Genomic DNA, 25090 nt, shown 5'->3' on the forward strand with positions numbered 1-25090 from the left:
CCCAGGGCGAAATCGGCGCTGCCGCCGGGCTCGGCGTCCGGGCCAGCGGGTAGAGTCGACCGTGTTCGCAGACATCTGAGGAGATCGCGTGGAAATCCGCATCGGCATCGTCAACACCGGTCGTGAGCTGAGCTTCGAGACCAGCACCAGCGCCGACGAGATTCGCTCGCAGGTGGCCGGAGCGCTCGAGCAGAACGCCAGCCACCTGAGCTTCACGGATGCGAAGGGCAGCTCGTACATCGTCCCCACCGCGAACCTCGCCTACATCGAGCTGGGCACCGAGGAGTCGCGCCGCGTCGGCTTCGTCGCCTGACATGTACATCCTGCTCGCGGTGATCGCCGCCTGCTCGCTGGGAATCGGTCTGCACTTCCTGCTGCCGAGGCGCGAGCTGCGCGGAGTGGCCGTGACGCCCGGGATCGCGACGGCCGCCGCCGCGGCGATCTACACGGTCCTGCAGTGGTCGGGCGTCGCCGAGACCAGCGCATGGCTGTGGTTCGCGAGCCTGGGCGGCGGGCTGCTGCTGGCGGCCGTTCTGACCCTCACGATCACCGCGGTGCGCACACGCCGCGACGCGGCCGCGAAGCAGGCGCTCGGCATCTGACGCCGCGAGGGCGGCTGCCACGAAGGCGGATGCTACGAGGCGAGTCCCATGGCGTCCATGCGACGCGCATGAGCACCCATCAGCTCGGTGTAGACCGGCTCGATGCGGCTGTCGTCGGCCTCCAGGCGACCGGGGCGCAGTGCGTCCCTGCACACCAGCAGCGTGTCGCCGACCAGTCGGCGCCCCCACATCGACAGCAGTGAGCGCCACTCGTGGTCGCTCTCGATGGTCTCCCGGATGATCGCGACGATCTCGTCACCGGCATCCGGCTGACGCAGGATCTCCGCGACCTGCTCCCCGGTGCGGCCGTAGCTGGAGGCCAGCGCGAGGTAGAAGTCGTCCAGCATTCCGGCGGTGAGGTGGACCGCGAGCAGCGTCTCCTCCTGGCGGACGCCGATGGTCTTGCGGCGGAAGGCGTCGAGGTTCTCCCGGAACGGCAGCATCACCTCGGTGGGGTCCTCCCCCTGCTCGGCGATGACCTTCACGATCCCGCGGTGCTTGTCGAGCGCCGCACCAGCGGCGCGGGAGAGCGCCTCCTTGCGGGCCAGGGACTGCGTGCCGCGGATGCTGCGGCTGAGCGTCTCGAAGTAGCCCAGCTGCAGGTAGGCGGCCTGTCCGAGGAAGCGGTTCAGCTCGGGCGCGAGCTCGGCGAAGTCCACGCGCTGCGCGCCGCCGTCGTCGCCCCTGCTGCGCAGGGTGAGCGTGCGTCGCTGCGGCTTGCGCTTCCAGAACCAGTTGACCACCCGCCCAGACTACCGGCCGCGGTGCCGGAGCCTGCGGAGGAACGGACCCGCCTCCGGTAGGCTGTTCCTGTCCTGCCATCGGAGCAGGACCCCGCGCCTGTGGCAGCAGTTGACGGCGTGGATCGTAACGAGGCGCCGCTCGCACGGCAGACCGCCGCGCACGCGCCGGACAGGCAAAAGACAGACGTGACATCATTCGCTGATCTCGGAATCGATCAGGACATCCTCGACGCACTCGCCGCGAAGGGCATCGTCGACGCGTTCCCGATCCAGGAGCAGACCATCCCCCTCGGCCTCCCCGGCCAGGACATCATCGGCCAGGCCAAGACCGGCACCGGCAAGACCTTCGGCTTCGGCATCCCGGTGGTGCAGCGCCTGGGTCAGGACCCGGAGCCCGGGGTCAAGGCGCTGATCGTCGTCCCCACCCGTGAGCTCGCGGTGCAGGTGTACGAGGACATCGACATGCTGACCTCGAACCGCTCCACCAGCGTGGTCGCCATCTACGGCGGCAAGGCGTACGAGGGTCAGATCGACCAGCTCAAGGCCGGAGCGCAGATCGTCGTCGGCACGCCGGGTCGTCTGATCGACCTGGCCAACCAGCGCCTGCTCGACCTGTCGCACGCGACCGAGGTCGTGCTGGACGAGGCCGACAAGATGCTCGACCTCGGCTTCCTGGCCGACATCGAGAAGATCTTCTCCAAGGTGCCGGCCGTGCGCCACACCCAGCTGTTCTCGGCGACGATGCCCGGCCCGATCGTGGCGCTGGCGCGCCGGTTCATGACGAACCCCATCCACATCCGCGCGAACGACCCCGACGAGGGCCTCACGCAGGCGAACATCAAGCACATCGTCTACCGCGCCCACTCGCTGGACAAGGACGAGGTCATCGCCCGCATCCTGCAGGCCGAGGGTCGCGGCAAGACCGTGATCTTCACCCGCACCAAGCGCGCCGCGCAGAAGCTGGTCGACGAGCTCGGCGACCGCGGCTTCAACGTCGGCGGCGTGCACGGCGACATGGGCCAGGAGCAGCGCGAGCGCTCGATGGCGGCGTTCAAGGCCGGCAAGCGCGACGTGCTGGTCGCGACCGACGTCGCCGCCCGCGGCATCGACGTCGACGACGTGACGCATGTGATCAACCACACCATCCCGGACGAGGAGAAGACGTACCTGCACCGCGCCGGCCGTACCGGCCGTGCAGGCAAGACCGGCATCGCGGTCACGTTCGTCGACTGGGAGGACCTGCACAAGTGGGCCCTGATCAACCGTGCGCTGGACTTCGGTCAGCCCGAGCCGGTCGAGACCTACTCGTCGAGCCCGCACCTCTACACCGACCTGAACATCCCCGAGGGCACCAAGGGCCGCCTGCGCACCGCGCCGAAGGCCGAGAAGGCTCCCTCCGAGCGTCGCCAGCGTCAGCCGCAGAAGGCAGCGGATGCCGCTGCAGAGGGCACCGATGAGGGCACCACCCGTCGCCGCCGTCGCCGCCGTCGCGGCTCGGGCGGCGAGCAGGTCGGCGCGACCTTCGCCGAGGGCGCCGAGGCCACGGCATCCGCGCACGCCGAGAGCGCACCGGCCGCAGGCCGCGACGCGGACGGCGCCGGCACTCACGACGGCGATGCGACCAACGAGCACCGGGACGGCAAGTCCGCCCCGCAGCGCCGCCGCCGTCGCCGCCGCTCCGGCGGTGCCGCGCCCACCGGCGCCTGACGATCACTCACGCAGCAGCCGCGCGTCCCGATCCGGGGCGCGCGGCTGCTCTGTTTCGGGGGTGCGCCCGGCTGACCTGCGTCCCGGCTAAGGGCGCCGAGGCGGCGTGCCCGTGCCGCGGGCGATGATCCGGGCGACCATCTCGTCGGAGGTCGTGTTCTCACCGGGCAGGTTGGGCTTGCCGGCCCCGTGGTAGTCGCTGGAGCCCGTGATGATGAGGTCGTGTCGCGCCGCGATCTCGCGCAGCGCCCGCTTGCCGTCCTCGGTGTTCTCGCGGTGGTCGATCTCGAGTCCGCCGAGCCCTTCCGCGACGAGCCGGTCGAAGAAGGAGACCGGCATCATCCGGTCGCGGCCGGAGGTCGCCGGGTGCGCGATCACCGGCACTCCCCCGGCGCGCGTGATCAGCCGCACCACGGTGAGCGGGTCGGGCGCGTAGTGCGGCTCGTAGTAGCCGGTGCGCGGATGCAGGATGCCCTCGAACGCCTCCGTGCGATCGCGGACGATCCCGCGCGCCACCAGTGCGTCGGCGATGTGCGGGCGGCCGACCGTGGCATCCGGCGTGGTCTGCAGCAGCACGTCGTCCCAGCTCAGCTCGTAGTCGCGGGCGATGCTGCGCACGATCCGCTCGGCGCGCCCGACCCTGTCCTCGCGGATCCGCTCGGTCTCGGCGACCAGCGCCGGATCGGTCGGATCGAACAGGTAGCCCAGCACGTGCACGCTGCGCCACTCGTGCCGGGAGGAGAACTCGATGCCGGGGATGAACGTCATCCCCAGCGCGACCGCGGCGTCGCCCGCCTCCTGCCAGCCGGTAGTGCGGTCGTGGTCGGTCAGGGCGACCGTGCGGATGCCGTGGGCATGGGCCGCCCGCACGACGTCGGCCGGGGACTCCGTGCCGTCGGAGTGGTTCGAATGCAGGTGCAGGTCGCTCGGACCGGAGACGGTGGAGTGGGCGCCCTGGGTCATCCTCCGAGCGTACCGCCAGGGGTGTCACAGCAAGATTCGCCTAGGCTTTCGGACGATGCTACGTCTGGTCGGAATCCTCATCACCGTGCTGTTCGCGATCGCGACGGCGGTGCTCGTGTGGCCGCAGTTCTTCCACCTGGAGGACACGTTCCCGATCGCCCAGATCATCGCCTCGCGCGCGCTGGTGATCGGCGCGTTCCTGGTCGTCGCCGTGCTCGCGCTCCTTCTGCTCATCGCGCGGCCGCTGCGCGGCTTCGCGGCGTCGATCCTCATCGTCGCGCTGCTCGGAGCCGGGGCGACGGGCCTGGTCGGCGCCCTGCGCGGCGTCGGCACCGGCGCGCTGCCGGCGAAGACGGATGCCGCGCTGCGCGTGCTCACCTGGAACACCAACGGCGCCGCCGTGTCCGCCGAGCAGATCGCGAAGGTCATCGAGGAGCAGCAGGTCGACGTCGTGGCGCTGCCGGAGACCTCGGAGAAGGTCGGCGAGCGCATCGCTCTGATGATGCGCCAGGCGGGCAACCCGATGTGGGTGCACAACGTGAACATCCGCCCCGACGTGTCCAACGGCCCGCAGGCGTGGCAGACCACGATCCTCATCTCCGCCAAGCTCGGGAACTACTCGGTCATCGAGTCCTCCCGTGACGGATCCAGCAACACCGGATCGGTGCCGAGCGTCGTGGCGATGCCGGTGAGCGGCAAGGGCCCCACGATCGTGGCCGTGCATGCCGTCGCCCCGCGCGAGAAGGCCATGAGCCGCTGGAAGTCGGATCTGGCGTGGATCGCCGACCAGTGCCCCGCCGGGGACTTCATCCTCGCGGGCGACTTCAACTCGACGCTCGACCACATGGCGTCCTTCGGCGACGATGGCGGCACCATGGGGCGCTGCCGCGACGTCGCCAGCACCACCGGGAACGGGATGCTGGGCACCTGGCCCGCGAGCGTGCCGGCCCTGCTCGGTGCGCCGATCGACCACATCATGGCGAGCGAGAACTGGCGGGCCACCGGATCCGAGGTCCTCGAGGATGCCGGCGGCAGCGACCACCGCGCGCTGGTCGCCCAGCTGGAGCCGGTCTCGCCGTGACCTCGGGCCGCTCATGGCCTCCGGCGGCACCTGAGCACGAAGCGGGCTCCCCGCGTCGATGAGACAATGGAGCACATGACCAGCGCTGAGAACGACACCGTCGTCGAGACCCCGACCGACGCTCCCAAGGATGCCAACAGCTCCCGCAAGCAGCCCTTCCCGCAAGGCTTCCTCGACACCATCTCGACCGGGTGGGCCGACCGCCCCGAGTCGCTGCCGACCGCGCGCGCCCAGGCGCCCTACGCGGCCGCTCGCCGCGACGCCGTGTCGAAGGCCTTCCCCGGCAAGCGCCTGGTCGTCCCGGCCGGCTCGCTGAAGCAGCGCAGCAACGACACCGACTACCCGTTCCGCGCGCACTCGGCGTTCCTGCACCTGACCGGCTGGGAGAACGAGGCCGAGCCCGACTCCGTGCTGGTGTTCGAGCCGACGGACGACGGGCACGAGGTGACGCTGTACTTCCGCGAGCGCGCCGACCGCACCACCAGCGAGTTCTACTCGGATGCCACCATCGGCGAGTTCTGGATCGGCCCGCGGCCCTCGCTCGCCGGCGTCGCCGCCGATCTGGCCGTGGCCACCGCGCACATCGACACCTTCACCGCCGGCGACGACGACCTGGTCGTGGACGCGGACGACGAGCTGACCCGCTTCGTCTCCGAGCTGCGCCTGGTGAAGGACGAGTACGAGATCGCCGAGATGCGCCGCGCGGTCGCCGTCACGGCATCCGGGTTCGAGGACGTCATCCGCGACTTCGACCGCGCGATCGCGCACCCCCGCGGTGAGCGCATCGTCGAGGGCGTCTTCCACCAGCGCGCCCGCAGCGACGGCAACTGGGAGGGCTACGACACGATCGCGGCGTCCGGTCCGCACGCCTGCTACCTGCACTGGACGCGCAACGACGGCACCGTCGTCCCGGGCGATCTGATCCTGATCGACGCGGGCGTCGAGGTCGACAGCCAGTACACCGCGGACATCACGCGCACGCTGCCCGTGAACGGCACCTTCTCCGACGTGCAGCGCCGCGTCTACGAGGTCGTGCTGGAGGCCGCGGACGCCGCCTTCGCCGCCGCCAGGCCCGGAGTGCGCTTCCGCACCGTGCACGAGGCTGCGATGAGGATCATCGCCGAGCGCACGGCCGAGTGGGGCCTGCTGCCCGTGACCGCCGAGGAGGCGCTGGACGCCGACAAGGGCGGCCAGCAGCGCCGGTACATGGTGCACGGCACCTCGCATCACCTCGGCATCGACGTGCACGACTGCGCGCAGGCGCGTCGCGAGATGTACTACGACGGCATCCTCGAGGCCGGCATGGTCTTCACGATCGAACCGGGCCTGTACTTCCAGATCGACGACCTCACGGTTCCGGAGGAGCTGCGCGGCATCGGCGTGCGCATCGAGGACGACATCCTGATGACCGAGGACGGCCCCGTCAACCTCTCCGCCGACATTCCGCGCACCGTCGCCGACGTCGAGGCGTGGATCGCACGTCTGAAGCGCTGAGCCGACGCACGGCGTGACGGGGCCGATGCACGACGGGCAGCTGACCGTCGACGAGGAGATCGCGGGCGAGCTGATCGCCCGCGATCTCCCGTCGTTCGCCGGCGCGCCCGTCGCGGCCGTTCCTGGAGCCGGGACGGTGAACGCGATCTTCCGCGTGGGCGACGAGGCCGCCGCACGGTTCCCGCTGGCGCCGACCTCGGCCGAGGAGCTGTCCCGCGAGGCATCCGGTCTCGCCGCCTTCGCCGAGGCGTCGCCGTTCCCCGCACCGGTGCCGCTCGGCATCGGGCGCGGCGACGAGCGGTACCCGTCGGCGTGGGCCCTGCAGAGCTGGCTTCCCGGCGACGTGGCGGACCCGTTCGGCAGTGCGATGTCCGAGGCGTTCGCCGAGGACCTGGGCGCGCTGATCCTCGCCCTGCGCGAGGTGCCGGTCGGCACCCGGGTCTTCGACGGCCGCGGGCGAGGCGGCTCGACACAGGACCATGACGAGTGGATCGCGCACTGCATCGCGCAGAGCACGGGGCTCGTCGACGTGGCCGGCGTCTCACGGGCGTGGGCGGAACTGCGGGAGGTGCCGCCGGTCGGCGAGCACGTGATGAGCCACCGCGACCTGACCCCGCTGAACCTGCTCCTGTCGCACGGCCGGCTCGCCGGGGTGCTGGACGGCGGCGACTTCGGCCCGGCGGACCGGTCTCTGGATCTGGTGTGCGCCTGGCATCTGCTCTCCGACGGACCGCGCCGGCGCCTGCGCGAGATCGTCGGCGCATCGGATGCCGAATGGCGGCGGGGTGCCGCGTGGGCCCTGCAGCAGGCGATGGGCCTGGTCTGGTACTACGAGACCTCCAACCCCGTGATGGCGGAGCTGGGTCGCAGCACCGTCTCGCGGGTGCTGAGCGATCAGGACGTGCTCGGCTGAAGCACCCCCGCGTCGCGGAGCACGGTGCGGAGGACGGCCTCGCCGGTGAAGTGGTGCGTGCGGATGCCGAGAGCCTCGGCACCCGCGAGCTTGGACGGCGAGTCGTCGGTGAAGAAGACCTCCGCGGCGGGCAGGTCCAGCGCGCCCAGCACATGCTGGAACGCGCGGGGATCGGGCTTGGCGAAGCCGATCTCGGCCGAGTTGAAGACGTCGTCGACATGCGCATCGATGCCGGACTCGCGAAGCTCGGCGGGGATCGTGTCGGTGCCGTTGGTGAGGATCGCCGTGCGGATGCCACCGGCCCGCAGCTCGTCGCCGAGCGCGAGCATCCCGGGATCCGGAGCTGACGGATGCCGCCCCCATTCCTCTGCCGCCTGCGGGTGGGCGATCCGCTCCCCCACGCTCCGCACCCAGTCGGCCCGGCTGCGGCGTCCCGTGACGACCGGATCGAGCAGCTCGGGAGCGAATGCCGCGGCATGGATGCTGCCCTCGGACAGGCCGTGACGGGCCTCGATCGCCGTCACGTGGGCGGGGTCGAAATGGCGCAGCACGCCGTCCAGGTCGAAGACGACGGCGCGGATCATGGCTCCATACTCTCAGCTGCGGAGTCCTTCGACGGTCGTGCCGCCCGCACCGCCCGTCAGCTGATCATGAACTCACGCACCCGCAGCGGCCGGGAGACGATGCGAGTGTCGCCGATCGTGCCGATCCACGTCTTGTCGAGCGCACTGTTCCAGGAGTAGGCGCCGAGCGCCCATTTCATCCCCGCTCCGACCCGGCTCCCGAGGAGGCCGCGGTTGACGGTCGACGGGTTGCGGACCACCGGGCATCCGTCGATGTACATCGTGGTGTGCCGACTGTCGTTGACCACGGCCACATGCCACCAGCGGTCGGCACGCAGTTCGTGGCCCCAGTTGGTCACCGAGCCGTTCAGATCGGTCGGGTACACGCACCACTGCAGCTCGCGGCCACCGGAGATCGACAGCGTGGCCACGGGCTCGTCCTGTTCGCCCCCGGTGCGTCCCGCCGATCCTGCCGATCCCCAGCGCGAGAGCAGCGCGCTCCACGCGGAAGCGTCGGTGAACGGCTCAGGGAGCTTGAAGAAGGTCTCGAAGGTGTAGCCGCGATCCAGATCGGCAGTGTTCAGGGGCGCACCGTCGATGCTCAGCAGGTATCCGCCGGTCTTCCCCGATCCAGCGAACCTCAACGACGAACCTGCCGGCTGCAAGGGATGCCGTTCCGCGACCCGGCTCAGGGTGGCGCTGCCGTCGCCGACGACCTCAAGGTGGTTGCCACGACCGGACTGATCATCGATCCTCGCGCCCCTGGTCAGCGGACCTGACCCGTCGAACCTCCAATAGGCCTCGGTCCCGGAGATGAGGAGCGCCGTCGCGGGCCGGGCGGGGCGCGTCGGCCTCGTACGCAGGGACGCCGGGACCGGAAACGAGAACCGGTCGGCGACACCCGTGACCTGCAGCTCCTCCCGCTCGAGCTGGTTGAGGTCCCCGTGCTCGGCGAACGGCACCTCGGTGGACACGTCGACGACGCCTCGATCCAGATCGAACCGGTAGAGCCGTACCGCGGCAGCGCCGCCGAAGTAGGTCTGCTGGTAGTTGGCGAGGTGGAGCTCGACCGGCTGGCCGGCGGCGTTGGGTCGGCTCATCCGGCCGGCCGGCCAGAAGTGGCCGTTGATCGAGAGGAAGACCTGCGGGTGATCGTCGATGAGCCTGTCCCAGATGCGCCGGCCGTGGTCGGACAGGACCGCCGTGGATCCGTCGGCGTTCACTGCATCGTGCACGGTCACGACGGTCGGGACGTTCGGTCGGGCATCCAGCACTGCCTCCGCCCAGGCGAGCCCCTGTTCCGAGACCCTCCAATCCAGTGCGAGCAGGAGGAACTCCTGCCCGCACGCGGTGAAGGAGTACGCGGTGTTGTAGCCGCCTTGATCGCGGGCGACCCGGTTGCGAGCCGCGAGATCGCGGAAGGTGGAGAGGAACGGTGTCGGTCCGCGAAGATCGTTCGTGTTGGAGTCGACGTCATGGTTTCCCGCCAGTACGGAGAACGGGATCTTCCGGGACGCCAGTCGCCTGAACGGCCCGACCGCGGCCGCGAACTCCGGCGCCAGGCCGTTCTGGGTGACGTCACCGAGGTGTGCGACGAAGGCGAGGTCCTCGATGCGCGACAGCCAGTTCACGGTCGCCTCGAGGGGCTCGGGGTGCAATGCCTCGCCGTCGAAGAGGTACTGGGTGTCGGGGATGATGGCGAGTGTGAAGGTCCGGACACCGCTCACGGCCCCGCCAGGTGCGCCTGAGGCGGCGGGAGTCGCAGCAGCCGCGGGATTCGCTGCCGTCATGGCGTTCGCGGGGGCGGTCGCGGCGAGAGCGCTCGCGCCCGCACCTGCCAGCGCGCCGAGGAGGACAGTTCGTCGGGAGGGTGTCGAAGCCATTCCGACACCCTCCCGTCCCCTCCGGACCGGCCGGGCAACGGCTGCTCACGCGATGGTGAATGCCTGTGGAACGCGGCATGTCCTCATCCGGGTCGCCCCCGGCGTCTCGGCGCCCGGGTTATCGTTGCAGCGTGCCGACCCGCCGACGCATCCCGCCCGCAGTGACGACAGCCGCAGCGGGACTGGTCGCGCTCTGGCTGTGGGCGGAGGCCGTGGATCGGCGAGCGAGCGAGCGCTGGCTGGGCAGTGGTGCCCGCGGGACGGCGGATGCCTCGTCCTCTGCGCGGCGGAGCCACGCCGTCGTCGTGCTGGGTTACGGCAACACCGGCGAGAGCGCCAACCTCGTCAACCGTTTCCGGGTGCGCACGGGGATCCGATCCCTCGACCCGACCGCTGACAACCTGCTCGTGCTCTGCGGTGGCCCCGTGCACAGCAGCACGTCCGAGGCCGTGATCATGCAGCGCTACGCTCGTGAGCGGCTCGGCTATGCCGGCCCGACTGCGCTGGACACGACCAGCCGCTCCACGCGCGAGAACATCGCGCACGCGATCCCGCTCATCGAGGGTGCCGACACGATCGCCATCGTCTCCAACGCCCCGCACGCCGAGATGGGAAGGGAGATCCTGTGGCACGAGCGCCCCGATCTCGCGGTCCGGCTCGTCCGCGGTGCCGAGCACCGTCTCGGCGAGGCCCCCGTGCTGAAGATCCTCGGAGCGCTCCGCGCGACATACGCCAGGCGCACCGCCCTGTGGCGTCGAAGCGCGCGGGGCATCACGCAGGCTGTGCGACCACCTCGACCTTGAACCCGTCCTCGTTCTCGAGCCAGCCGGCGTAATGACCTGGACCGCCGGCATGCGGGTACCTCTCCGCGTAGAGCGGCGTCCACCCGTTCCCGGCGGCCGCGCGCATCAGCGCGTCCACCGCGTCGCGATCGCCGCCGTGGAACGCCAGATGGTTCAGCCCGGGCCGGCGCCGGTCGTGCTCAGACGCCGTCAGGTTCGGCGAGGTGGTGAGCGTGAGGTAGCCCTCCCCTGCGGCCCAGGACCGCCCGTCCGCCCACTCCTGGGCGAGGGTGAAGCCGAGCCGGTCCAGAAGCCAGGCCCAGGACCCGAACCCGGATGCGTCCGCGACCCACAGCTCGACGTGATGGAATCCCGCCACGATCACTGCCTCCCGCGGTGCACGTGCACGTCGGAGATGAGGGCGATGCGATCCGTCATGCTCTCATCGTGTCACGGCGGACGGGATCGGCCAGCGCCGCCGGCCGGGCCGCCGCGCGCTCAATCGGCCGCCAGAACCCCGGTGAGGAATTCGACGACCGCCGGCGCGATCGATGCCCCGACCTCGTCGGCCGGGCGCTTGCGCCCCTTCACCTCGAAGGAGTGACCGCCGCCCTCGAACCAGGCGATCCGGGCGTCCTGGCATGACGCCACCGCCTGCTCCAGCTGCGACAGCGGCTGCACGAACGGATCGTTCGTCCCCTCCACGAACAGCTGCGGAGGGCGCACATCGGGCAGGTGCTCCACCCGCGGCTTCTCCGGCATGCCGGGCGGATGCAGGGGGTAGCCGACGTACACGAGCCCGTCGACCTCCAGCCCCTCTGCGACCGCCATCGAGGCCATCCTGCCGCCGTAGGACTTGCCGCACGCGAAGACGGGCTCGCCCGGCGCCTCGGCGCGCGCGGCGGCGACCATCGCACGCCAGGTCAGGATCGCGTGGGGCGCCGGGCCGGGCATCCGCCTGCCCGCCTCCGAGTAGGGGAAGTTGAATCGCACCGTCGTGAACCCCGCATCGCGCAGCGCGGCGGCGAAGCCGACCAGGAACGGGTGCTCCATCCGTGCGCCCGCACCGTGCGCGATCGCGACGACCCCGCGTGACGGCCCCGCCGGCCTCTCCCAGGCGGTGCTCACCCGCACCTCTCCGGAGGGCAGCTCGACCGACAGGCTCATGCCGCGTCCCGCGTGAACGGCAGACGCACGACCTCACCGCGGCGCGCGCGCAGCGTGCCGGCGATCACCACCACCAGATGCACCACGCAGACCACCGCGTACAGGGTGATCGGGATGCCCTGAGGGAAGAATCCGGATGCCTCATTCGTGTGCGCTGCGAGCCGGATCAGACCGAGCACGAGCTGCAGGAGCAGCAGCCCGGTGGACACCACGAGAAAGATCGCGCCCCACCGCCGCGCCGCTGCCGCGTTCGCCTTGGCCAGCGGCCCCTGCCGGGACAGCGTGCCGTACGCGGCCACCATCGCACCGCCGGATGCCAGGGATCCCAGCATCGGCACCGGGAGCAGGATCAGCAGTCCCAGCGCCCATGCGGAGACGCCGGTCGCCTCCCGCCCGGAGGTCATCGCGGCTCGGACGACTCGCCGTCGGCGCCGTCGCCCGCATCCGGCGACGCGTGCCCGGCGGTGTCCGCGGCGTCTGCTGGAGGCGCCGCGGGAGCCGGAGGCGCCGCGGGAGCCGGAGGCGCCGCGGGAGCCGGAGGCGCCGGCGGATAGGCGGGCGCCTGCGGGGCGGCATCCGCGCCCGGCACCGGCAGCCGCTCGCCGAACTGCGGCGGCTTGCTCAGATCGACGGTCGGTCGCGGCGTCTCCTGGCGCTCCGAACCCAGCACCTGACGCGCCTTCGCCAGCGACGCCGCCTGCACGCGCACCTCGTAGTGGTCGGCGAGCATCTGCGTCATGCTCGCGAAGTCCCGGCGACGGCGGACGATCGAATAGGTCACCAGGCTCATCACCATGCCCAGCGCGACACCGATCAGGATGAAACCGAGGAAGAGCGAGACCGGGGCATTCGAGTTGCCGAACAGCATGACCGCCGAGAGCACGAGACCGATCAGCACACCGTTGATCGCGCCCGAGCGGGCCGCAGCCGCATAGCCGAGCCTGCCGGTCACCCGCTCGACGGTGCGCACCCCCTGCCCGACGATCGCGATGTCGCGGGCGGGCACCTCGCCTGCGATCAGCTTCGAGACCGTCTTCTGCGCGACCTCGTAGTCACGTGACGACGCGACCATCTCGCCGAGGTCGGTACCGTTCCCGGGCCGATTCATCATGCTCATCGTCCCATTGTCCCAGACCGCCCGGTGAGAGGTCATCCGACGGCGCTCCCGGCGATGCGCCGACTACGCTGGAACCCGTGAGCACACAACGGGTTTTCGCCGCGCGCCTGGCAGGCTGCGCCGTCTTCGATCCCGTGGGCGACCGGCTCGGCAAGGTCCGGGACGTCGTCATCGTGTACCGAAAAACGGCTGCTCCGCGCGTGATCGGACTGGTCGTCGAGATCCCCGGGCGCCGTCATGTGTTCCTCTCCATCGGGCGCGTCACGTCCATCCGCGCCGGACAGGTGATCAGCACCGGACTCATCAACGTGCGCCGCTTCCAGCCGCGTCCCGGTGAGGTGCGCGTGCTCGCCGAGTACCTCGGCCGGCGCGTCAGCCTCGCGGACGGCAGCGGCACCGCCGTGATCGAGGACGCCGCGATCGAGCAGGACCGGCACGGCGAGTGGGCCATCACGCAGCTGTTCCTGCGCAAGCCGAAGACCAGCGCGTCGCCGTTCGCGAAGGGCCCCACCACGTTCGCCACCTGGAACGAGGTCACCGAGCAGCAGCAGCCAGGCGAGGCGCAGTCCGCCGAGCAGCTGGTCGCCACGTACTCCGAGCTGCACGCCGCCGACCTCGCCACGACGCTGCTCGACCTGCCCGAGCAGCGCATGATCGAGGTCGCCGAGGAGCTCCCAGACGAACGCCTCGCCGACGCCCTCGAGGAGATGCCCGAGGACGAGCAGGTGGGCATCCTCGACCGCCTGGGCGATGAGCGCGCGGCCGACGTGCTCGACGAGATGGAGCCCGACGACGCCGCCGACCTGCTCGCCCAGCTGCCTCCCGAGCGCCTGGAGCAGCTGCTCGCGCTGATGGAGCCGGAGGAGGCCGAGGACGTGCGCACCCTGCTGCGCTACGGCCCCGACACCGCCGGCGGTCTGATGACCACCGAGCCGATCATCCTCTCCGCCGACGCGACGGTCGCCGAGGCCCTCGCGTTGATCCGCCGGCATGAGCTGCACCCGGCCCTCGCCGCCGCTGTGTTCGTCACGCTGCCGCCGTTCGAGACACCGACCGGCCGTCTGCTCGGCGTGGTGCATTTCCAGCGGATGCTGCGCTATCCCCCGCACGAGCGCCTCGGCGCCATCCTGGACGACAACATCGAGCCGGTCTCGGTCACGGCATCCGCCACCGAGGTCGCTCGCATGCTGGCCAGCTACGACCTGGTCTCACTGCCCGTCATCGACTCAGCGCACCGCCTGGTCGGCGCGATCAGCGTCGACGACGTGCTCGACTACCTGCTGCCGAACGACTGGCGAACGCACGACGAGGACGAGCCGGAAGCGAGCGGCACGCGATGATGGCCCGCAGCTCCAGCCTCGACACGCCCCGGGGCCGCGCCGGCGCCGTGCGTCCCTCCGCGCCCTCCCGCGACCGCTTCGGCCGTTTCACCGAGTGGGTCGCCCGCGCCATGGGCACCCCGGCCTTCCTGGTCATCCTCACGCTGTTCTGCGCCGCGTGGATCATCTGGAACACCGCCATGCCGGAGCCGCTGCGGTTCGACGACGCCGCGCTCGGCTTCACCGCGCTGACCCTCATGCTGTCGCTGCAGGCGTCGTACGCCGCTCCCCTCATCCTGCTCGCGCAGAACCGTCAGGACGACCGCGACCGCGTGCAGATCGAGCAGGACAGGCAGCGGGCCGAGCGCAACCTCGCCGACACCGAGTACCTCGCGCGAGAGATCGTCGCGCTGCGGCTGGCCCTCGAGGAGCGCAACTCGCAGATCGTCACCCGGGACGTGCTGCGCCAGGAGCTGAAGTCGCTGCTGGCCGAACTCGACAGGGACGCCGCGAAGGACACCACAGCCGAGAGCGCGCCGTGACGCTGTCCGAGCAGGTGCGGGCGGCGGTCTCGGCGGTCACCGACCCCGAGCTGCGCCGCCCGATCGGCGACCTGGACATGGTGCGGGACGTCGCCGTCGACGGCGACGCGGCGACCGTGTCGATCGTGCTCACGATCGTCGGATGCCCCGCGGCGCGGCGGATCGAGCAGGATGTGCGGGATGCTGCGGCATCCGTCGCCGGAATCGCCGACGTGACCGTCGACGTCGGCGTGATGACGCCGGACGAGCGGCGCGCGCTCACCGAGCGGCTGCGGGCGGGTCGCCCTGCCCGGCAGATGCCGTTCGGTCCCGACTCGCTCACCCGCGTGATCCTCGTGACCAGCGGCAAGGGCGGTGTCGGGAAGTCCACCGTCACGGCGAACCTCGCGGTCGCTCTGGCGCAGCAGGGCCTGCGGGTCGGCCTCGTGGATGCCGATGTGCACGGCTTCTCGATCCCCGGGCTGCTCGGGATCGCACCCGGCACCCAGCCCACGCGCATCGACGACCTGATGCTGCCACCGGTCGCGCACGACGTGAAGGCCGTCTCCATCGGCATGTTCCTGCGCGAAGGCGAGTCCGTCGTCGCGTGGCGCGGCCCGATGCTGCATCGCACCGTGCAGCAGTTCCTCACCGACGTGTTCTTCGGCGACCTGGACGTGCTGCTGATCGACATGCCCCCCGGCACCGGCGACATCGCCATCTCGATCGGGCAGATCCTGCCTCATGCGGAGGTGCTCGTGGTGACCACCCCGCAGGCGGCCGCCGCCGAGGTGGCGATCCGCAGCGGGCTGGTCGCTCGCCGCACGGGTCAGCGCGTGATCGGCGTGGTGGAGAACATGGCGCCGTACGCGCTGCCCGACGGCACCGTGATCGATCTGTTCGGCTCGGGTGGGGGCGCCGAGGTCGCCCAGGCGCTCAGCGAGCCCGGCGACCACGGCTCGGTCGCCGAGGACGTGCCGCTGCTGGCATCCATCCCGCTCTCCCCCGCGCTGCGACAGGGCGGAGACGCCGGGATGCCGGTGGTGCTGGCGCAGCCCGATGACGCCGCGGCAGCCGCCGTCATCGCGCTGGCGCGCACCATCGCGCACCGCGGACGCGGGCTGGCGGGCCGCTCCCTGCCGATGCGGCTGAGCTGAGCGATCCCTCACCCGTCCGGGCGGAAGCCGCGGATCAGGTAGCGGGGTCAGGTCCCCGGTGCCTCAGGTCGCCTCGACGTCGAACGGCGGCGGGCTCATGCGGCTGAACACCTGACGGGTCATCGGAGCGCGCTCGGGAGCCGCCGCGACCGGGTCGGTCGTGAACGGGTTGGACGAGGTCGCGGGCGCGCTGTCGAAGGCGGGCTCCTCGAAGAGGGCGTCGCGGATGATGCGACGAGGGTCGTACTGCCGGGGATCGAGCTTGCGCCAGTCGACGTCGTCGATGTCCTCGCCGAGCTCGTCCTTCATCTTGTCCTTGGTGTCGCGCAGGTACGCGGCCGCCTGACGGGCGAACCTCCGCAGCGCCTCCGCGGCCTTCGGTAGACGCTCGGGACCGATGATGAGCACAGCGACAATGCCGATCAGCAGCAGCTTGTCCATGTCCAGGCCCCAGTTCATCCCACCAGGCTACCCGCCGCGCCTCCCCTCCGGATGCACCCGAGACGCCTACGCTGGTCGGTGACCGAAGTTTCAGGAGAATTGCCATGAGCGAGCACGACGCGAACGCCCGATTCGCCCGCGAGACGATCGTGGAGCCCGCGCCCATCTCCCGCGCACGCACCCACGCGCTCGAGCTGGGCGCCGCCCCCATCAGCCCCGGGATCGGGGCCCAGTACGCCGTGCTGGCAGCATCCGTCGCCGCACGATCGATCGTCGAGATCGGCACCGGCGCAGGCGTGTCAGGACTGTGGCTGCTGCGCGGCGCGCCCCAGGCCGTCCTCACCACGATCGACAACGAGCCCGAGCACCTCGCCGCCGCCCGTCAGGCGTTCGCCGAGGCGAAGATCCCGCCCGCCAAGGCGCGTTTCATCACCGGCCGTGCGGCGGATGTGCTGCCGCGCATGAACGAGGGCTCCTACGACATCGTCCTCATCGACGCCGACCCCGAGAACGTGATCGAGTACGTCGAGCACGGACTGCGCCTGGTGCGCCCGGGCGGCCTGGTGCTGGTCCCGCGCGTGCTGGCCGGTGGCAAGGTCGCCGACCCCGTGCAGCGCGATGAGGTCACCTCGGCGTATCGCTCGCTGGTGCAGGAGACTCAGGAGTCCCCCGCCGTGCTCGCAGCCCTCTCCACGACCGGCGAGGGTCTGCTGCAGCTTTCGCGCATCGCCTGAGGACTCCGAAGACGAGAAGAGGGGCGATGGGTGGAAACCCATCGCCCCTCTCGCGTTCTCGCCGATCAGGCCGCAGTCACGACGGCGCCCAGCACGTCGTGAAGCTCCTTCGCCTCGGCATCATTGACGGAGACGACCAGACGTCCGCCTCCTTCGAGCGGAACGCGCACGATGATGAGACGCCCCTCCTTCACGGCCTCCATCGGTCCGTCGCCGGTCCTCGGCTTCATCGCTGCCATCGTGGCTCCCTTTCCCTCGGTGGTATGCGTCAAGTTTATCGTCAGCATCCGGCCTGGGCATGTCAGCCCGACACAATCGCCGGTCAGACGGCCTGTGCGCCCGCTCTGACCCCGCTATGGAACCTGGTAGTACGTGCTGGCGATCCCGTACATCGACACGATCCACAGCCACTGCGCCAGCAGGCACAGCCCGAGCATCCCCCACCGGTAGATGCGCGAGCGCGGCACCGCCAGCGCACCCCACAGCGGGGTCAGCGGCATGAGCAGCCGCAGCGTGCTGGACTGCGGGAAGAACACCGCGAGCAGGTAGAGCAGGTAGCTCGCGCTCCACAGGCGGATCTCCGGGCCGAGCCTGCGCACCGAGCGGGAGCGGAGCAGCAGCGCCGCCACCGCCACGACCAGCGCGACGAGCACGATCACCCCGCCGCCGGCGGGGATGCCGAGCTGCCCCGCCCAGAACTCCGCACCGCGGACGAACCCCTCGAAGGGGAAGAAGCTGTCGTCCGACTCGGGAAGCCAATTGCGCCGCCAAGCCAGCTCGGTCTTCAGATAGGCGGACGGGTCGCCCGTGACGACGCCCGCGATCACCTGCCAGGCGAAGCCGACCACCACGGAGAGCAGTCCGAGCGCCACGATGTGGACGATGTGCCGCACCGGAAGGGGTTCGCGATCGCGGCGCAGCCAGCGCAGGATGCCGTGCAGGCCGAGGAACAGCGCGAACGCCAGGATGCCCGGACGCGTGAACCCCATCACCGGGAGCACCAGGTACAGCCAGGCGTACCTCCGCCGCGCGACGAGGTCGAGCCCGAGCAGCAGCAGCAGGGTGAAAAGCGCCTCGGCGTATCCCACCTGGAACAGCGCGGCGAGGGGTCCGCTGGCGAAGAACGCGACCGCCCACATCGCCGCCGAGGCTCCGATGCGCGGGCGCAGCAGACGGTGCAGCACGATGCACGCGAGGAGCCCCGAGACGAGGGACACGAGCAGGGCGCCGAGACCCCAGTCCCCGAATCCGACCGCGTTCGCGACGTATGCGTACACGGGCATGAACGCCCAGGAGTTCTCGGCGACCTGCCCGGTGGCGGTGGAGGGCAGAGCCTGTGGGTAGCCGTTGACGGCCACCCACCAGTACCACTGCGCGTCCCAGCCCAGCACGAACGAGCGCAGGCCGGGCGCCGGTCCGAAGCGCGACTGCGACGTCGACACCGTGGACGCCAGGACGAGGAACCCGGTCGTGACGAGTCGGGCGATCAGATAGACGAGCGCGATGCGACCGATCACCGGCACCCGCGCCCAGCGCCGCAGCGCGGAGCTCAGGATGCCGTCAGCCACGCCCGCAGCCCGCGTTCGACCGCCTCGATCTGCGGGAGCGGCACCCGCTCCTCGTCGTGGTGGGCGAGATGCGGGTCGCCGGGGCCGTAGTTCACGGCAGGGACGCCCAGCGCGGAGAAGCGCGCCACATCGGTCCAGCCGTACTTCGCATGCGCCTCGCCGCCGACGGCGGCCAGGAAGCGCTGCGCGATGGGCGCGTCGAGGCCGGGCCGGGCGCCGGCCGCGGCATCCGTGATCTCCACCTCGAAGCCGTCGAAGGCTGCGCGGATGTGCGCCTCGGCATCCGCCACGCTCTTGCTCGGCGCGAACCGGTAGTTGACCTCGACCTCGCACAGGTCGGGGATGACGTTGCCCGCGACCCCGCCGCGGATGCTGACCGCGTTCAGACCCTCGCGGTAGCCGAGCCCCTCGACCATGATCTCGCGGGCACGGTACTCGGCCAGACGCGTGAGGATCGGGGCGGCGCCGTGGATGGCGTTCTCGCCGACCCAGGAGCGCGCGCTGTGCGCCCGCACGCCGCGGGTGCGGATCACGGCGCGCATCGTGCCGTTGCATCCGCCCTCGATGCGTCCGACGGACGGCTCGCCGAGGATCGCGAAGTCGGCCTGGAACAGGTCGGGACGATCGGATGCCAGCAGGAACAGGCCGTTGAGCGACTCCTGGACCTCTTCGTTGTCGTACCACATCCAGGTGATGTCGACCGCGGGCTCGGTGAGCTCGGCGGCCAGCTTGAGCTGCACCGCCACGCCGGCCTTCATGTCGACCGTGCCGCGGCCCCACAGATGCCGGACCCCGTCGATCTCGACGTCGCGCGTGGGCACGTTGCCGTTGATGGGGACCGTGTCGATGTGGCCCGCGATCACGACGCGCTGCGCGCGGCCCAGGTCGGTGCGCGCCACGATCGTGTTGCCGTGCCGAGTCACCTCCAGGTGCGGGAAGGCTCGCATGGTCTGCTCGATCTCGTCGGCGAGGCGGGCCTCGTCGCCGGAGACGCTGGGGATGTCGCAGATCACGCGGGTGATGTCAGCAGAGGATGCGGTCAGATCGAGCACCATGTCACCCACACTAAACCGTGCGTCACATGCCCAGCCTCCGCATGACCTGTCGCGCTAGCGTTGCAGGATGAGCACAGCACGCACGGTCTGGGGCACGGGCCTCAGCACGATCGCCTCCGACGGCACCGTCCTGGACGCATGGTTCCCCGAACTCGGCTTCGGCGAGCAGGATGCCGAGGACGCCGCGGCGGCCGCCTTCACTTGGGACGCCTTCGCCGAACCCGACGAGCGTCGCGGCGTGACGGTCGAGTTCGTGCAGCTGAGCATCGACCTGGACGCGCCCGTCGCGTCCACTCCTGACGCCTACCTGCGTCTGCACGCGCTGTCGCACCTGCTCGTGCGGCCGAACGAGGTCAGCCTGGAGGGCATCTTCGCGCACCTCCCCACCGTGGCCTGGACCAACGCGGGCCCCATGCTGCCCTCCGACGCGGCGCGGCTGCGGCCGCTGCTGCAGCGCCATGGCATCCAGGTGCAGGGACTGGACAAGTTCCCGCGGCTGACCGACTACGTGCAGCCGGCGGGCGTGCGCATCGCCGACGCCTCGCGCGTGCGCCTGGGCGCGCACCTCTCCCCCGGGACTACCGTGATGCACGAGGGCTTCGTCAACTTCAACGCCGGCACCCTGGGCGCCTCGATGGTCGAGGGACGCATCTCGCAGGGCGTGGTCGTCGGAGACGGCAGCGACATCGGCGGCGGCGCCTCGATCATGGGAACGCTGTCCGGTGGCGGCACGCACCGCATCTCGGTGGGCGCGCGCACCCTGCTCGGCGCGAACGCCGGCATCGGCATCTCGCTGGGCGACGACTGCATCGTCGAGGCGGGGCTCTATCTCACGGCCGGCACCAAGGTGGAGCTCGCGGACGCGGCGCCGACCGCCGAGGGCCGCCGGCAGACCGTGAAGGCCGCCGCGCTCTCCGGCGAGGACGGACTGCTGTTCCGCCGTAACTCGCTGAGCGGCGCAGTCGAGGTCGTCCGCCGCGCGGGCGCCGGCGTCACCCTGAACGAGGCGCTGCACGCCTGACCCAGCCCCTCCGTCGACACCCCCGGTAACCGTCGACACCCCTGCCTGGAGACGTCCGCAGGCAGCGGTCTCGACGGCAGGCGGGGGTGTCGGCGTATGCACAGCCGCGGCCATCGGCGACTGCTAGGGTTGATCCGACGCCTCTCGCCAAGCGAGACGTCTGCGTCGTCGACACACTTCCGCCCCGGCATCCGGTCCGCGGTCACATCTCGAGCGGCGAACCGATGCGCGAACCCGCGCCGTCGCCCATTCCGCAGCATCCCTGCGCCTTCCTTATGGAGACACCCATGCCTTCCTTCCTCGACCTCGGCGTGCCCGCCGCCCTCGCGAACGTGCTCGCCGCCGACGGCAAGACCGAGCCGTTCGCCATCCAGCGCGACACCCTCCCCGACTCCCTGGCCGGTCGCGACGTGCTCGGCCGCGGCCGCACCGGCAGCGGCAAGACCATCGCGTTCGCGCTTCCCCTCGTGACGCGGCTGTCGGCATCCGGCACGCAGCGCCGCCCCGGGCACCCCCGCGGCCTCGTGCTGGCCCCCACGCGCGAGCTGGCCACGCAGATCGCAGCCACCGTCAAGCCTCTCGCCGAGGCCGTCGGCATGCGCGTCACCACCGTGTTCGGCGGCGTCAGCCAGCGTCCGCAGGAGCAGGCCATGCGCGCGGGCGTCGACATCGTCGTCGCCTGCCCCGGCCGTCTCGAGGACCTCATGAAGCAGGGAGTCGTCTCGCTGGACTCGGTGGACGTCGCCGTGCTCGACGAGGCCGACCACATGGCCGACCTCGGCTTCCTGCCCGGCGTCACCCGCATCCTCGCCGCCACGCCGAAGAACGGTCAGCGGCTGCTGTTCAGCGCCACGCTCGACCGCGGCATCGATGCACTCGCCAAGCGCTTCCTGCACGACCCCGTCAGCCACGAGGTCGACGAGGCGAGCGTTCCGGTCGGCGAGATGACCCACCGGGTGCTCGTCGCGGCGGATGCCGATGCCAAGAAGCAGCTGGTGCAGGACCTGGCATCCGGCGAGGGCCGCCGCATCCTGTTCACCCGCACCAAGCACCACGCGAAGAAGCTGGCCAAGCAGCTGACCACCGCGGGCATCCCCGCCGTGGACCTGCAGGGCAACCTCGGGCAGAACGCCCGCGAGCGCAACCTCGCAGCGTTCAGCGCCGATCCCGCCGACGGCGGCGTGCGCGTGCTGGTCGCCACCGACGTCGCCGCACGCGGCGTGCACGTGGACGACGTCGAGCTGGTCGTGCACGTGGACCCGCCCGTGGAGCACAAGGCGTACCTGCACCGCTCCGGCCGCACCGCGCGTGCCGGTGCCGCGGGCACCGTCGTCACGCTCACGCTGCCGGAGCAGCGCCGCGACGTGAAGGACATCCTGCGCAAGGCGCAGATCACCGTCCCCCTCGAGGACGCGACCCCGGCGATCGTCGAGGAACTCGTCGGCGAGCGCGCCGCGAAGGTGAAGTACGTCCCGGTCGTGAAGCAGCCCCAGGGCAAGCCGAAGGTGAAGCCGGCGCAGGTCGCCGGCGAGCAGCGGCCCGCCGGCGGCCGCTCGGGACGCCGCCGCTCCGGCCGCGGCGGGGACAACACCCAGCGCGCCGAGGGCGGTCAGCGGCAGAACGGCGGCCAGCGGCAGGATGCTGCCGGACGGTCGGAGCACTCCCGCACGCGCTCCCACGGCCAGGCCGGCCAGACCCGCTACACCACGCAGACCGGTGCACCGTCCGGTCAGCACGGAGGCGGCGGCCACGGCGCCGCCCGTCCGGCCGCGAACGGCCAGCAGCACGCCTCCGGTCGCGCACGCACCGGGTCGCGTCGCGCCAGCCGCCCGCAGGGCCGCTGACGCATTGAGTCGTCCAAGAGCGGTCCGCGGGTCTGATCCCGCGGACCGCTCTTCAGCATCCGCCCGCCATCACCGTCGCCGGAGAGCCCGGACGAAGCGGATGCGGATCGGCGTGTCGGCGCCCGGCACGCCGGCAGAGGACCGGATGGTCTCCGTTCTCCGCTGGACGCCGGCGTGCGCGAGATGCCACGCGGGCGGCGTCAGGCCCGGATGGCGTTGATCGCGAGGTTCAGCACGCGCTCGCGCTGGGCGGGGCTGTCGTAGGAGGCCACCGCCGCGACGCCGGAGACGAGCTTGACGACGTCGCTGATGGTGATGTCGGGATCGACCGCCCCGGCCTGCTGCGCACGGGAGAGCAGCGGCTCCCCCGCCGAGAGCATGATGTGGCGGCACTGCGTCAGCACCGACGACTCGCGGTTGAGGCCGTCCAGGAGCGCGTGCTTGGTGCCGACGTACGAGACGAAGCGGTCGAGCCAGGCGCGCAGTGCGTCCCAGGGCTCGAGCGAGGCGACCTCCAGGGCCGAGGCGGCCAGCGCGTCGACCTCGCCGAGGTACAGGGTCTCGATGAGGTCGTCGCGCGTGGGGAAGTTACGGTACAGCGTGCCGATGCCCACCCCGGCACGCCGCGCGATGTCCTCCAGCGACGCGTCGGAGCCGGACTCCGCGAACGCCGCGCGTCCGGCCGCCACCAGGGCGTCGAAGTTGCGCGCGGCGTCGGCCCGCTTCGGGCGGCGCTCCGCCAGAGCGGATGCCGGTGCCACCGTCGTCACGCTGACCTCCAGGGGATGTCGGAAAAAGTCTGTCGATGCACTTGCGAACCGGAGGGTTCCTCCGGTAACTTCTAACCGGAGGCTTCCTCCGTTCGGAGCCACTCTCCGATTCTACCTCTCCTCTCTGCAAGATCGGAAGGACCATGACCATCCGCTCGAACCACCGGCCCGCCTACGCGGCCGTCGCCGTGAGCGTCGCATCCATCGCGCTGCTCCAGAATCTCGTCATCCCCGTCATCCCGATGATCGAGGCCGACCTGCGCATCGACTCCGATGCCGCGACCTGGACCATGACAGCCTGGCTGATCGCCGCGGCCGTCGCCACTCCCCTGCTCGGACGCGTGGGCGACCTGCGCGGACGACGAGCCACTCTCCTCGCCGTCCTCGGCCTCGTGATGCTCGGCGACCTCGTCGCCGCCTTCGCGCCGAACATCGGCGTCCTCATCGCCGGGCGCGTCCTGCAGGGCGCCGGCGGAGCCGTCTTCCCGCTCGCCTTCGCCCTGCTGCGGGAGTTCATGCCGCCGGAGCGCCTGACCGGAGCGATCGGCTCCGTGAGCGCCCTGATCGGCATCGGCGGGGCCGCCGGCAGCGTGCTGGCCGGCCCGCTCTCGGCCTCGATCGGCTGGCGCGGCCTGTTCGAGGTGGCGCTCATCGCGGCCGCGATCGGCGCCCTCCTCACCGTCGCCTGGATCCCGCGGTCGGCCACCCGTGCCAGCGGTCGGCTGAACTCGCTCTCCGGGGTGCTGCTGTCGGGGTGGCTGGTCGCGCTGCTCCTTCCTCTCGCCTCGGGTGCGCACTGGGGCTGGACCAGCCCCGTCACGCTCGGCCTGTTCGCCCTCGCGGCCGTGCTGCTCGTGGCATGGGTCGTCTCGGAGCTGCGCTCCGCGACGCCGCTGGTCGACATCCGGATGCTCGCGCACCGCAGCATCTGGCCGGTGAACGCCGCCGGCGTGCTGATCGGCGTGGCGGTCTTCGGATTCTGGGGATACCTGCCGCTGTTCCTCGAGGTGCCCGCCGACACGGGCTGGGCGCTCGGCCTCACCGCGCAGACCGCCGGCCTCGTGCTGGTGCCGCTGCTGGCGGGCATGTCGCTGGCGGGCTTCGCCACCGGCGCGCTCAGCCGGGTGCTCACCCTGCGCACGCAGCTCGTGACGGGTGCGCTGGTGATGGGGGCGTCCGTGGTCGCGGCCGTGCTCTTCCACGCGGCGATCTGGCAGCTCGCTGTCGCGGGCGGGCTCTTCGGCATCGGCGTGGGAACCGCCTACGCCGCGATGGCGAGCATCATCGTCGAAGGCGTGCCCGCGAGCAGTGTCGGCATCGCCACCGGCGTGAACGCGAACCTGCGCTCGATCGGGTCCGCGATCGGATCCGCGCTGATGACCGCGATCGTCTTCGGCTCCGTCGACGCCGGCGGACGACCGTTCGAGAGCGGCTATGACACCGCCTGGCTCACGATCGCTGCCGTCGCGGTGCTCGCAGCCGTCATCGTGGCCGTCGTCCCCGTCACCCGTCGTCGCGACGAGGTGCCGGTCCTCCTCCCGACGGCTCCGCAGCCGGTGCTCGCCGACGCGGCGTGACGTCACCGCCGGCTCGCCGGCGCGGACGAGAACGGCCCCGGGATCCTCCACAGGATTCCGGGGCCGTT

The 25090-nt window shown here is 71.2% G+C and carries 27 protein-coding genes; 14 read left to right on the forward strand and 13 right to left on the reverse strand.

The window, feature by feature from the left end; translation table 11 throughout:
• The first annotated feature begins 88 nt into the window (after positions 1 to 88).
• Both ACTJJ4_RS05270 and ACTJJ4_RS05275 read left to right on the forward strand, forming a co-directional pair.
• Entirely contained in the window at positions 89 to 313 is a 225-nt protein-coding gene (locus ACTJJ4_RS05270) for a DUF3107 domain-containing protein (protein WP_285633794.1), read from the forward strand.
• A gap of 1 nt (position 314) precedes the next feature.
• On the forward strand, positions 315 to 602 hold the full coding sequence (locus tag ACTJJ4_RS05275; RefSeq protein ID WP_440942318.1) for a hypothetical protein: 288 nt from the start codon (positions 315 to 317) through the stop codon (positions 600 to 602).
• Between the two features lie 32 nt (positions 603 to 634).
• On the opposite strand, the gene ACTJJ4_RS05280 is transcribed toward ACTJJ4_RS05275, so the two are convergent.
• Positions 635 to 1345 (reverse strand): ferritin-like fold-containing protein, encoded by a 711-nt coding sequence (locus tag ACTJJ4_RS05280; RefSeq protein WP_285633800.1) that lies wholly within the window; start codon positions 1343 to 1345, stop codon positions 635 to 637.
• A gap of 186 nt (positions 1346 to 1531) precedes the next feature.
• Between ACTJJ4_RS05280 and ACTJJ4_RS05285 the strand changes: the two genes are divergently transcribed.
• Positions 1532 to 3052, forward strand: a complete 1521-nt coding sequence (locus ACTJJ4_RS05285) for a DEAD/DEAH box helicase (protein ID WP_440942319.1) — start codon at positions 1532 to 1534, stop codon at positions 3050 to 3052.
• Between the two features lie 87 nt (positions 3053 to 3139).
• On the opposite strand, the gene ACTJJ4_RS05290 is transcribed toward ACTJJ4_RS05285, so the two are convergent.
• Positions 3140 to 4015, reverse strand: coding sequence for a PHP domain-containing protein (locus tag ACTJJ4_RS05290; RefSeq protein ID WP_440942320.1), 876 nt, complete (start codon positions 4013 to 4015; stop codon positions 3140 to 3142).
• Positions 4016 to 4070: 55 nt separating this feature from the next.
• Here ACTJJ4_RS05290 and ACTJJ4_RS05295 point away from each other — a divergent pair, with 55 nt between their 5' ends.
• The 3 genes from ACTJJ4_RS05295 to ACTJJ4_RS05305 all read left to right on the forward strand — a co-directional run bounded on the left by ACTJJ4_RS05295 (position 4071) and on the right by ACTJJ4_RS05305 (position 7503).
• Positions 4071 to 5096 (forward strand): endonuclease/exonuclease/phosphatase family protein, encoded by a 1026-nt coding sequence (locus ACTJJ4_RS05295; protein WP_440942321.1) that lies wholly within the window; start codon positions 4071 to 4073, stop codon positions 5094 to 5096.
• Between the two features lie 75 nt (positions 5097 to 5171).
• A complete protein-coding gene (locus ACTJJ4_RS05300) occupies positions 5172 to 6590 on the forward strand; it encodes an aminopeptidase P family protein (protein WP_440942322.1) in 1419 nt (472 codons plus the stop codon).
• Positions 6591 to 6615: 25 nt separating this feature from the next.
• Positions 6616 to 7503 (forward strand): phosphotransferase, encoded by an 888-nt coding sequence (locus ACTJJ4_RS05305; RefSeq protein WP_440942323.1) that lies wholly within the window; start codon positions 6616 to 6618, stop codon positions 7501 to 7503.
• On the opposite strand, the gene ACTJJ4_RS05310 is transcribed toward ACTJJ4_RS05305, so the two are convergent.
• Complete coding sequence (locus ACTJJ4_RS05310) at positions 7485 to 8087, reverse strand: HAD family hydrolase (protein WP_440942324.1); 603 nt, start codon at positions 8085 to 8087, stop codon at positions 7485 to 7487. The two genes, ACTJJ4_RS05305 and ACTJJ4_RS05310, sit on opposite strands and share 19 nt — an antisense overlap.
• A gap of 56 nt (positions 8088 to 8143) precedes the next feature.
• Positions 8144 to 9949 carry a LamG-like jellyroll fold domain-containing protein gene (locus ACTJJ4_RS05315; protein WP_440942325.1) on the reverse strand — a complete coding sequence of 602 codons (1806 nt, stop codon included), beginning with the start codon at positions 9947 to 9949 and terminating at the stop codon, positions 8144 to 8146.
• Between the two features lie 131 nt (positions 9950 to 10080).
• Here ACTJJ4_RS05315 and ACTJJ4_RS05320 point away from each other — a divergent pair, with 131 nt between their 5' ends.
• The gene (locus ACTJJ4_RS05320) at positions 10081 to 10752 is read left to right on the forward strand and encodes a YdcF family protein (protein ID WP_440942326.1); all 672 of its coding nucleotides are present in this window, start codon (positions 10081 to 10083) and stop codon (positions 10750 to 10752) included.
• Here ACTJJ4_RS05320 and ACTJJ4_RS05325 read toward each other — a convergent pair.
• The 4 genes from ACTJJ4_RS05325 to ACTJJ4_RS05340 form a co-directional block, all read right to left on the reverse strand.
• Positions 10721 to 11110, reverse strand: coding sequence for a VOC family protein (locus ACTJJ4_RS05325; RefSeq protein ID WP_440942327.1), 390 nt, complete (start codon positions 11108 to 11110; stop codon positions 10721 to 10723). The two genes, ACTJJ4_RS05320 and ACTJJ4_RS05325, sit on opposite strands and share 32 nt — an antisense overlap.
• A gap of 119 nt (positions 11111 to 11229) precedes the next feature.
• Positions 11230 to 11898 carry an alpha/beta hydrolase family protein gene (locus ACTJJ4_RS05330; protein ID WP_440942328.1) on the reverse strand — a complete coding sequence of 223 codons (669 nt, stop codon included), beginning with the start codon at positions 11896 to 11898 and terminating at the stop codon, positions 11230 to 11232.
• Positions 11895 to 12302: a hypothetical protein gene (locus ACTJJ4_RS05335; protein ID WP_440942329.1), complete on the reverse strand. Its 408-nt coding sequence runs from the start codon at positions 12300 to 12302 to the stop codon at positions 11895 to 11897. The genes ACTJJ4_RS05330 and ACTJJ4_RS05335 overlap by 4 nt, the downstream gene beginning before the upstream one ends.
• Positions 12299 to 13015 (reverse strand): general stress protein, encoded by a 717-nt coding sequence (locus ACTJJ4_RS05340; protein WP_440942330.1) that lies wholly within the window; start codon positions 13013 to 13015, stop codon positions 12299 to 12301. The genes ACTJJ4_RS05335 and ACTJJ4_RS05340 overlap by 4 nt, the downstream gene beginning before the upstream one ends.
• Positions 13016 to 13092: 77 nt before the next feature.
• On the opposite strand from ACTJJ4_RS05340, the gene ACTJJ4_RS05345 reads away from it, so the two are divergent.
• From ACTJJ4_RS05345 to ACTJJ4_RS05355, 3 genes are read left to right on the forward strand one after another with little or no spacing between them, the layout of a single operon-like run.
• A complete protein-coding gene (locus tag ACTJJ4_RS05345; RefSeq protein ID WP_440942331.1) occupies positions 13093 to 14355 on the forward strand; it encodes a magnesium transporter in 1263 nt (420 codons plus the stop codon).
• Entirely contained in the window at positions 14355 to 14876 is a 522-nt protein-coding gene (locus ACTJJ4_RS05350) for a DUF1003 domain-containing protein (RefSeq protein ID WP_440942823.1), read from the forward strand. The genes ACTJJ4_RS05345 and ACTJJ4_RS05350 overlap by 1 nt, the downstream gene beginning before the upstream one ends.
• Positions 14873 to 16012 carry an Mrp/NBP35 family ATP-binding protein gene (locus tag ACTJJ4_RS05355; RefSeq protein ID WP_440942332.1) on the forward strand — a complete coding sequence of 380 codons (1140 nt, stop codon included), beginning with the start codon at positions 14873 to 14875 and terminating at the stop codon, positions 16010 to 16012. The genes ACTJJ4_RS05350 and ACTJJ4_RS05355 overlap by 4 nt, the downstream gene beginning before the upstream one ends.
• A 63-nt stretch (positions 16013 to 16075) precedes the next feature.
• Here ACTJJ4_RS05355 and ACTJJ4_RS05360 read toward each other — a convergent pair whose 3' ends face one another.
• A complete protein-coding gene (locus ACTJJ4_RS05360) occupies positions 16076 to 16471 on the reverse strand; it encodes a twin-arginine translocase TatA/TatE family subunit (RefSeq protein ID WP_440942333.1) in 396 nt (131 codons plus the stop codon).
• Between the two features lie 86 nt (positions 16472 to 16557).
• On the opposite strand from ACTJJ4_RS05360, the gene ACTJJ4_RS05365 reads away from it, so the two are divergent.
• A complete protein-coding gene (locus ACTJJ4_RS05365) occupies positions 16558 to 17187 on the forward strand; it encodes an O-methyltransferase (protein WP_285633860.1) in 630 nt (209 codons plus the stop codon).
• A gap of 65 nt (positions 17188 to 17252) precedes the next feature.
• On the opposite strand, the gene ACTJJ4_RS05370 is transcribed toward ACTJJ4_RS05365, so the two are convergent.
• The 3 genes from ACTJJ4_RS05370 to dapE all read right to left on the reverse strand — a co-directional run bounded on the left by ACTJJ4_RS05370 (position 17253) and on the right by dapE (position 19810).
• The gene (locus tag ACTJJ4_RS05370; protein WP_286302741.1) at positions 17253 to 17426 is read right to left on the reverse strand and encodes a DUF3117 domain-containing protein; all 174 of its coding nucleotides are present in this window, start codon (positions 17424 to 17426) and stop codon (positions 17253 to 17255) included.
• Between the two features lie 114 nt (positions 17427 to 17540).
• Positions 17541 to 18755, reverse strand: a complete 1215-nt coding sequence (locus ACTJJ4_RS05375) for a hypothetical protein (protein WP_440942334.1) — start codon at positions 18753 to 18755, stop codon at positions 17541 to 17543.
• A complete protein-coding gene (gene dapE / locus ACTJJ4_RS05380; RefSeq protein WP_440942335.1) occupies positions 18737 to 19810 on the reverse strand; it encodes a succinyl-diaminopimelate desuccinylase in 1074 nt (357 codons plus the stop codon). The genes ACTJJ4_RS05375 and dapE overlap by 19 nt, the downstream gene beginning before the upstream one ends.
• A gap of 67 nt (positions 19811 to 19877) precedes the next feature.
• Between dapE and dapD the strand changes: the two genes are divergently transcribed.
• Both dapD and ACTJJ4_RS05390 read left to right on the forward strand, forming a co-directional pair.
• Positions 19878 to 20831: a 2,3,4,5-tetrahydropyridine-2,6-dicarboxylate N-succinyltransferase gene (gene dapD / locus ACTJJ4_RS05385; protein ID WP_440942336.1), complete on the forward strand. Its 954-nt coding sequence runs from the start codon at positions 19878 to 19880 to the stop codon at positions 20829 to 20831.
• A 287-nt stretch (positions 20832 to 21118) separates the two neighbouring features.
• Positions 21119 to 22675, forward strand: a complete 1557-nt coding sequence (locus ACTJJ4_RS05390; RefSeq protein WP_440942337.1) for a DEAD/DEAH box helicase — start codon at positions 21119 to 21121, stop codon at positions 22673 to 22675.
• Between the two features lie 200 nt (positions 22676 to 22875).
• Here ACTJJ4_RS05390 and ACTJJ4_RS05395 read toward each other — a convergent pair whose 3' ends face one another.
• Positions 22876 to 23445 carry a TetR/AcrR family transcriptional regulator gene (locus tag ACTJJ4_RS05395; RefSeq protein WP_292701652.1) on the reverse strand — a complete coding sequence of 190 codons (570 nt, stop codon included), beginning with the start codon at positions 23443 to 23445 and terminating at the stop codon, positions 22876 to 22878.
• 143 nt (positions 23446 to 23588) lie between these two features.
• On the opposite strand from ACTJJ4_RS05395, the gene ACTJJ4_RS05400 reads away from it, so the two are divergent.
• Complete coding sequence (locus tag ACTJJ4_RS05400) at positions 23589 to 25022, forward strand: MFS transporter (RefSeq protein ID WP_440942338.1); 1434 nt, start codon at positions 23589 to 23591, stop codon at positions 25020 to 25022.
• Positions 25023 to 25090: the final 68 nt, after the last annotated feature.

The sequence above is a fragment of the Microbacterium sp. 22195 genome, assembly GCF_052056515.1.
GTDB lineage: Bacteria > Actinomycetota > Actinomycetes > Actinomycetales > Microbacteriaceae > Microbacterium.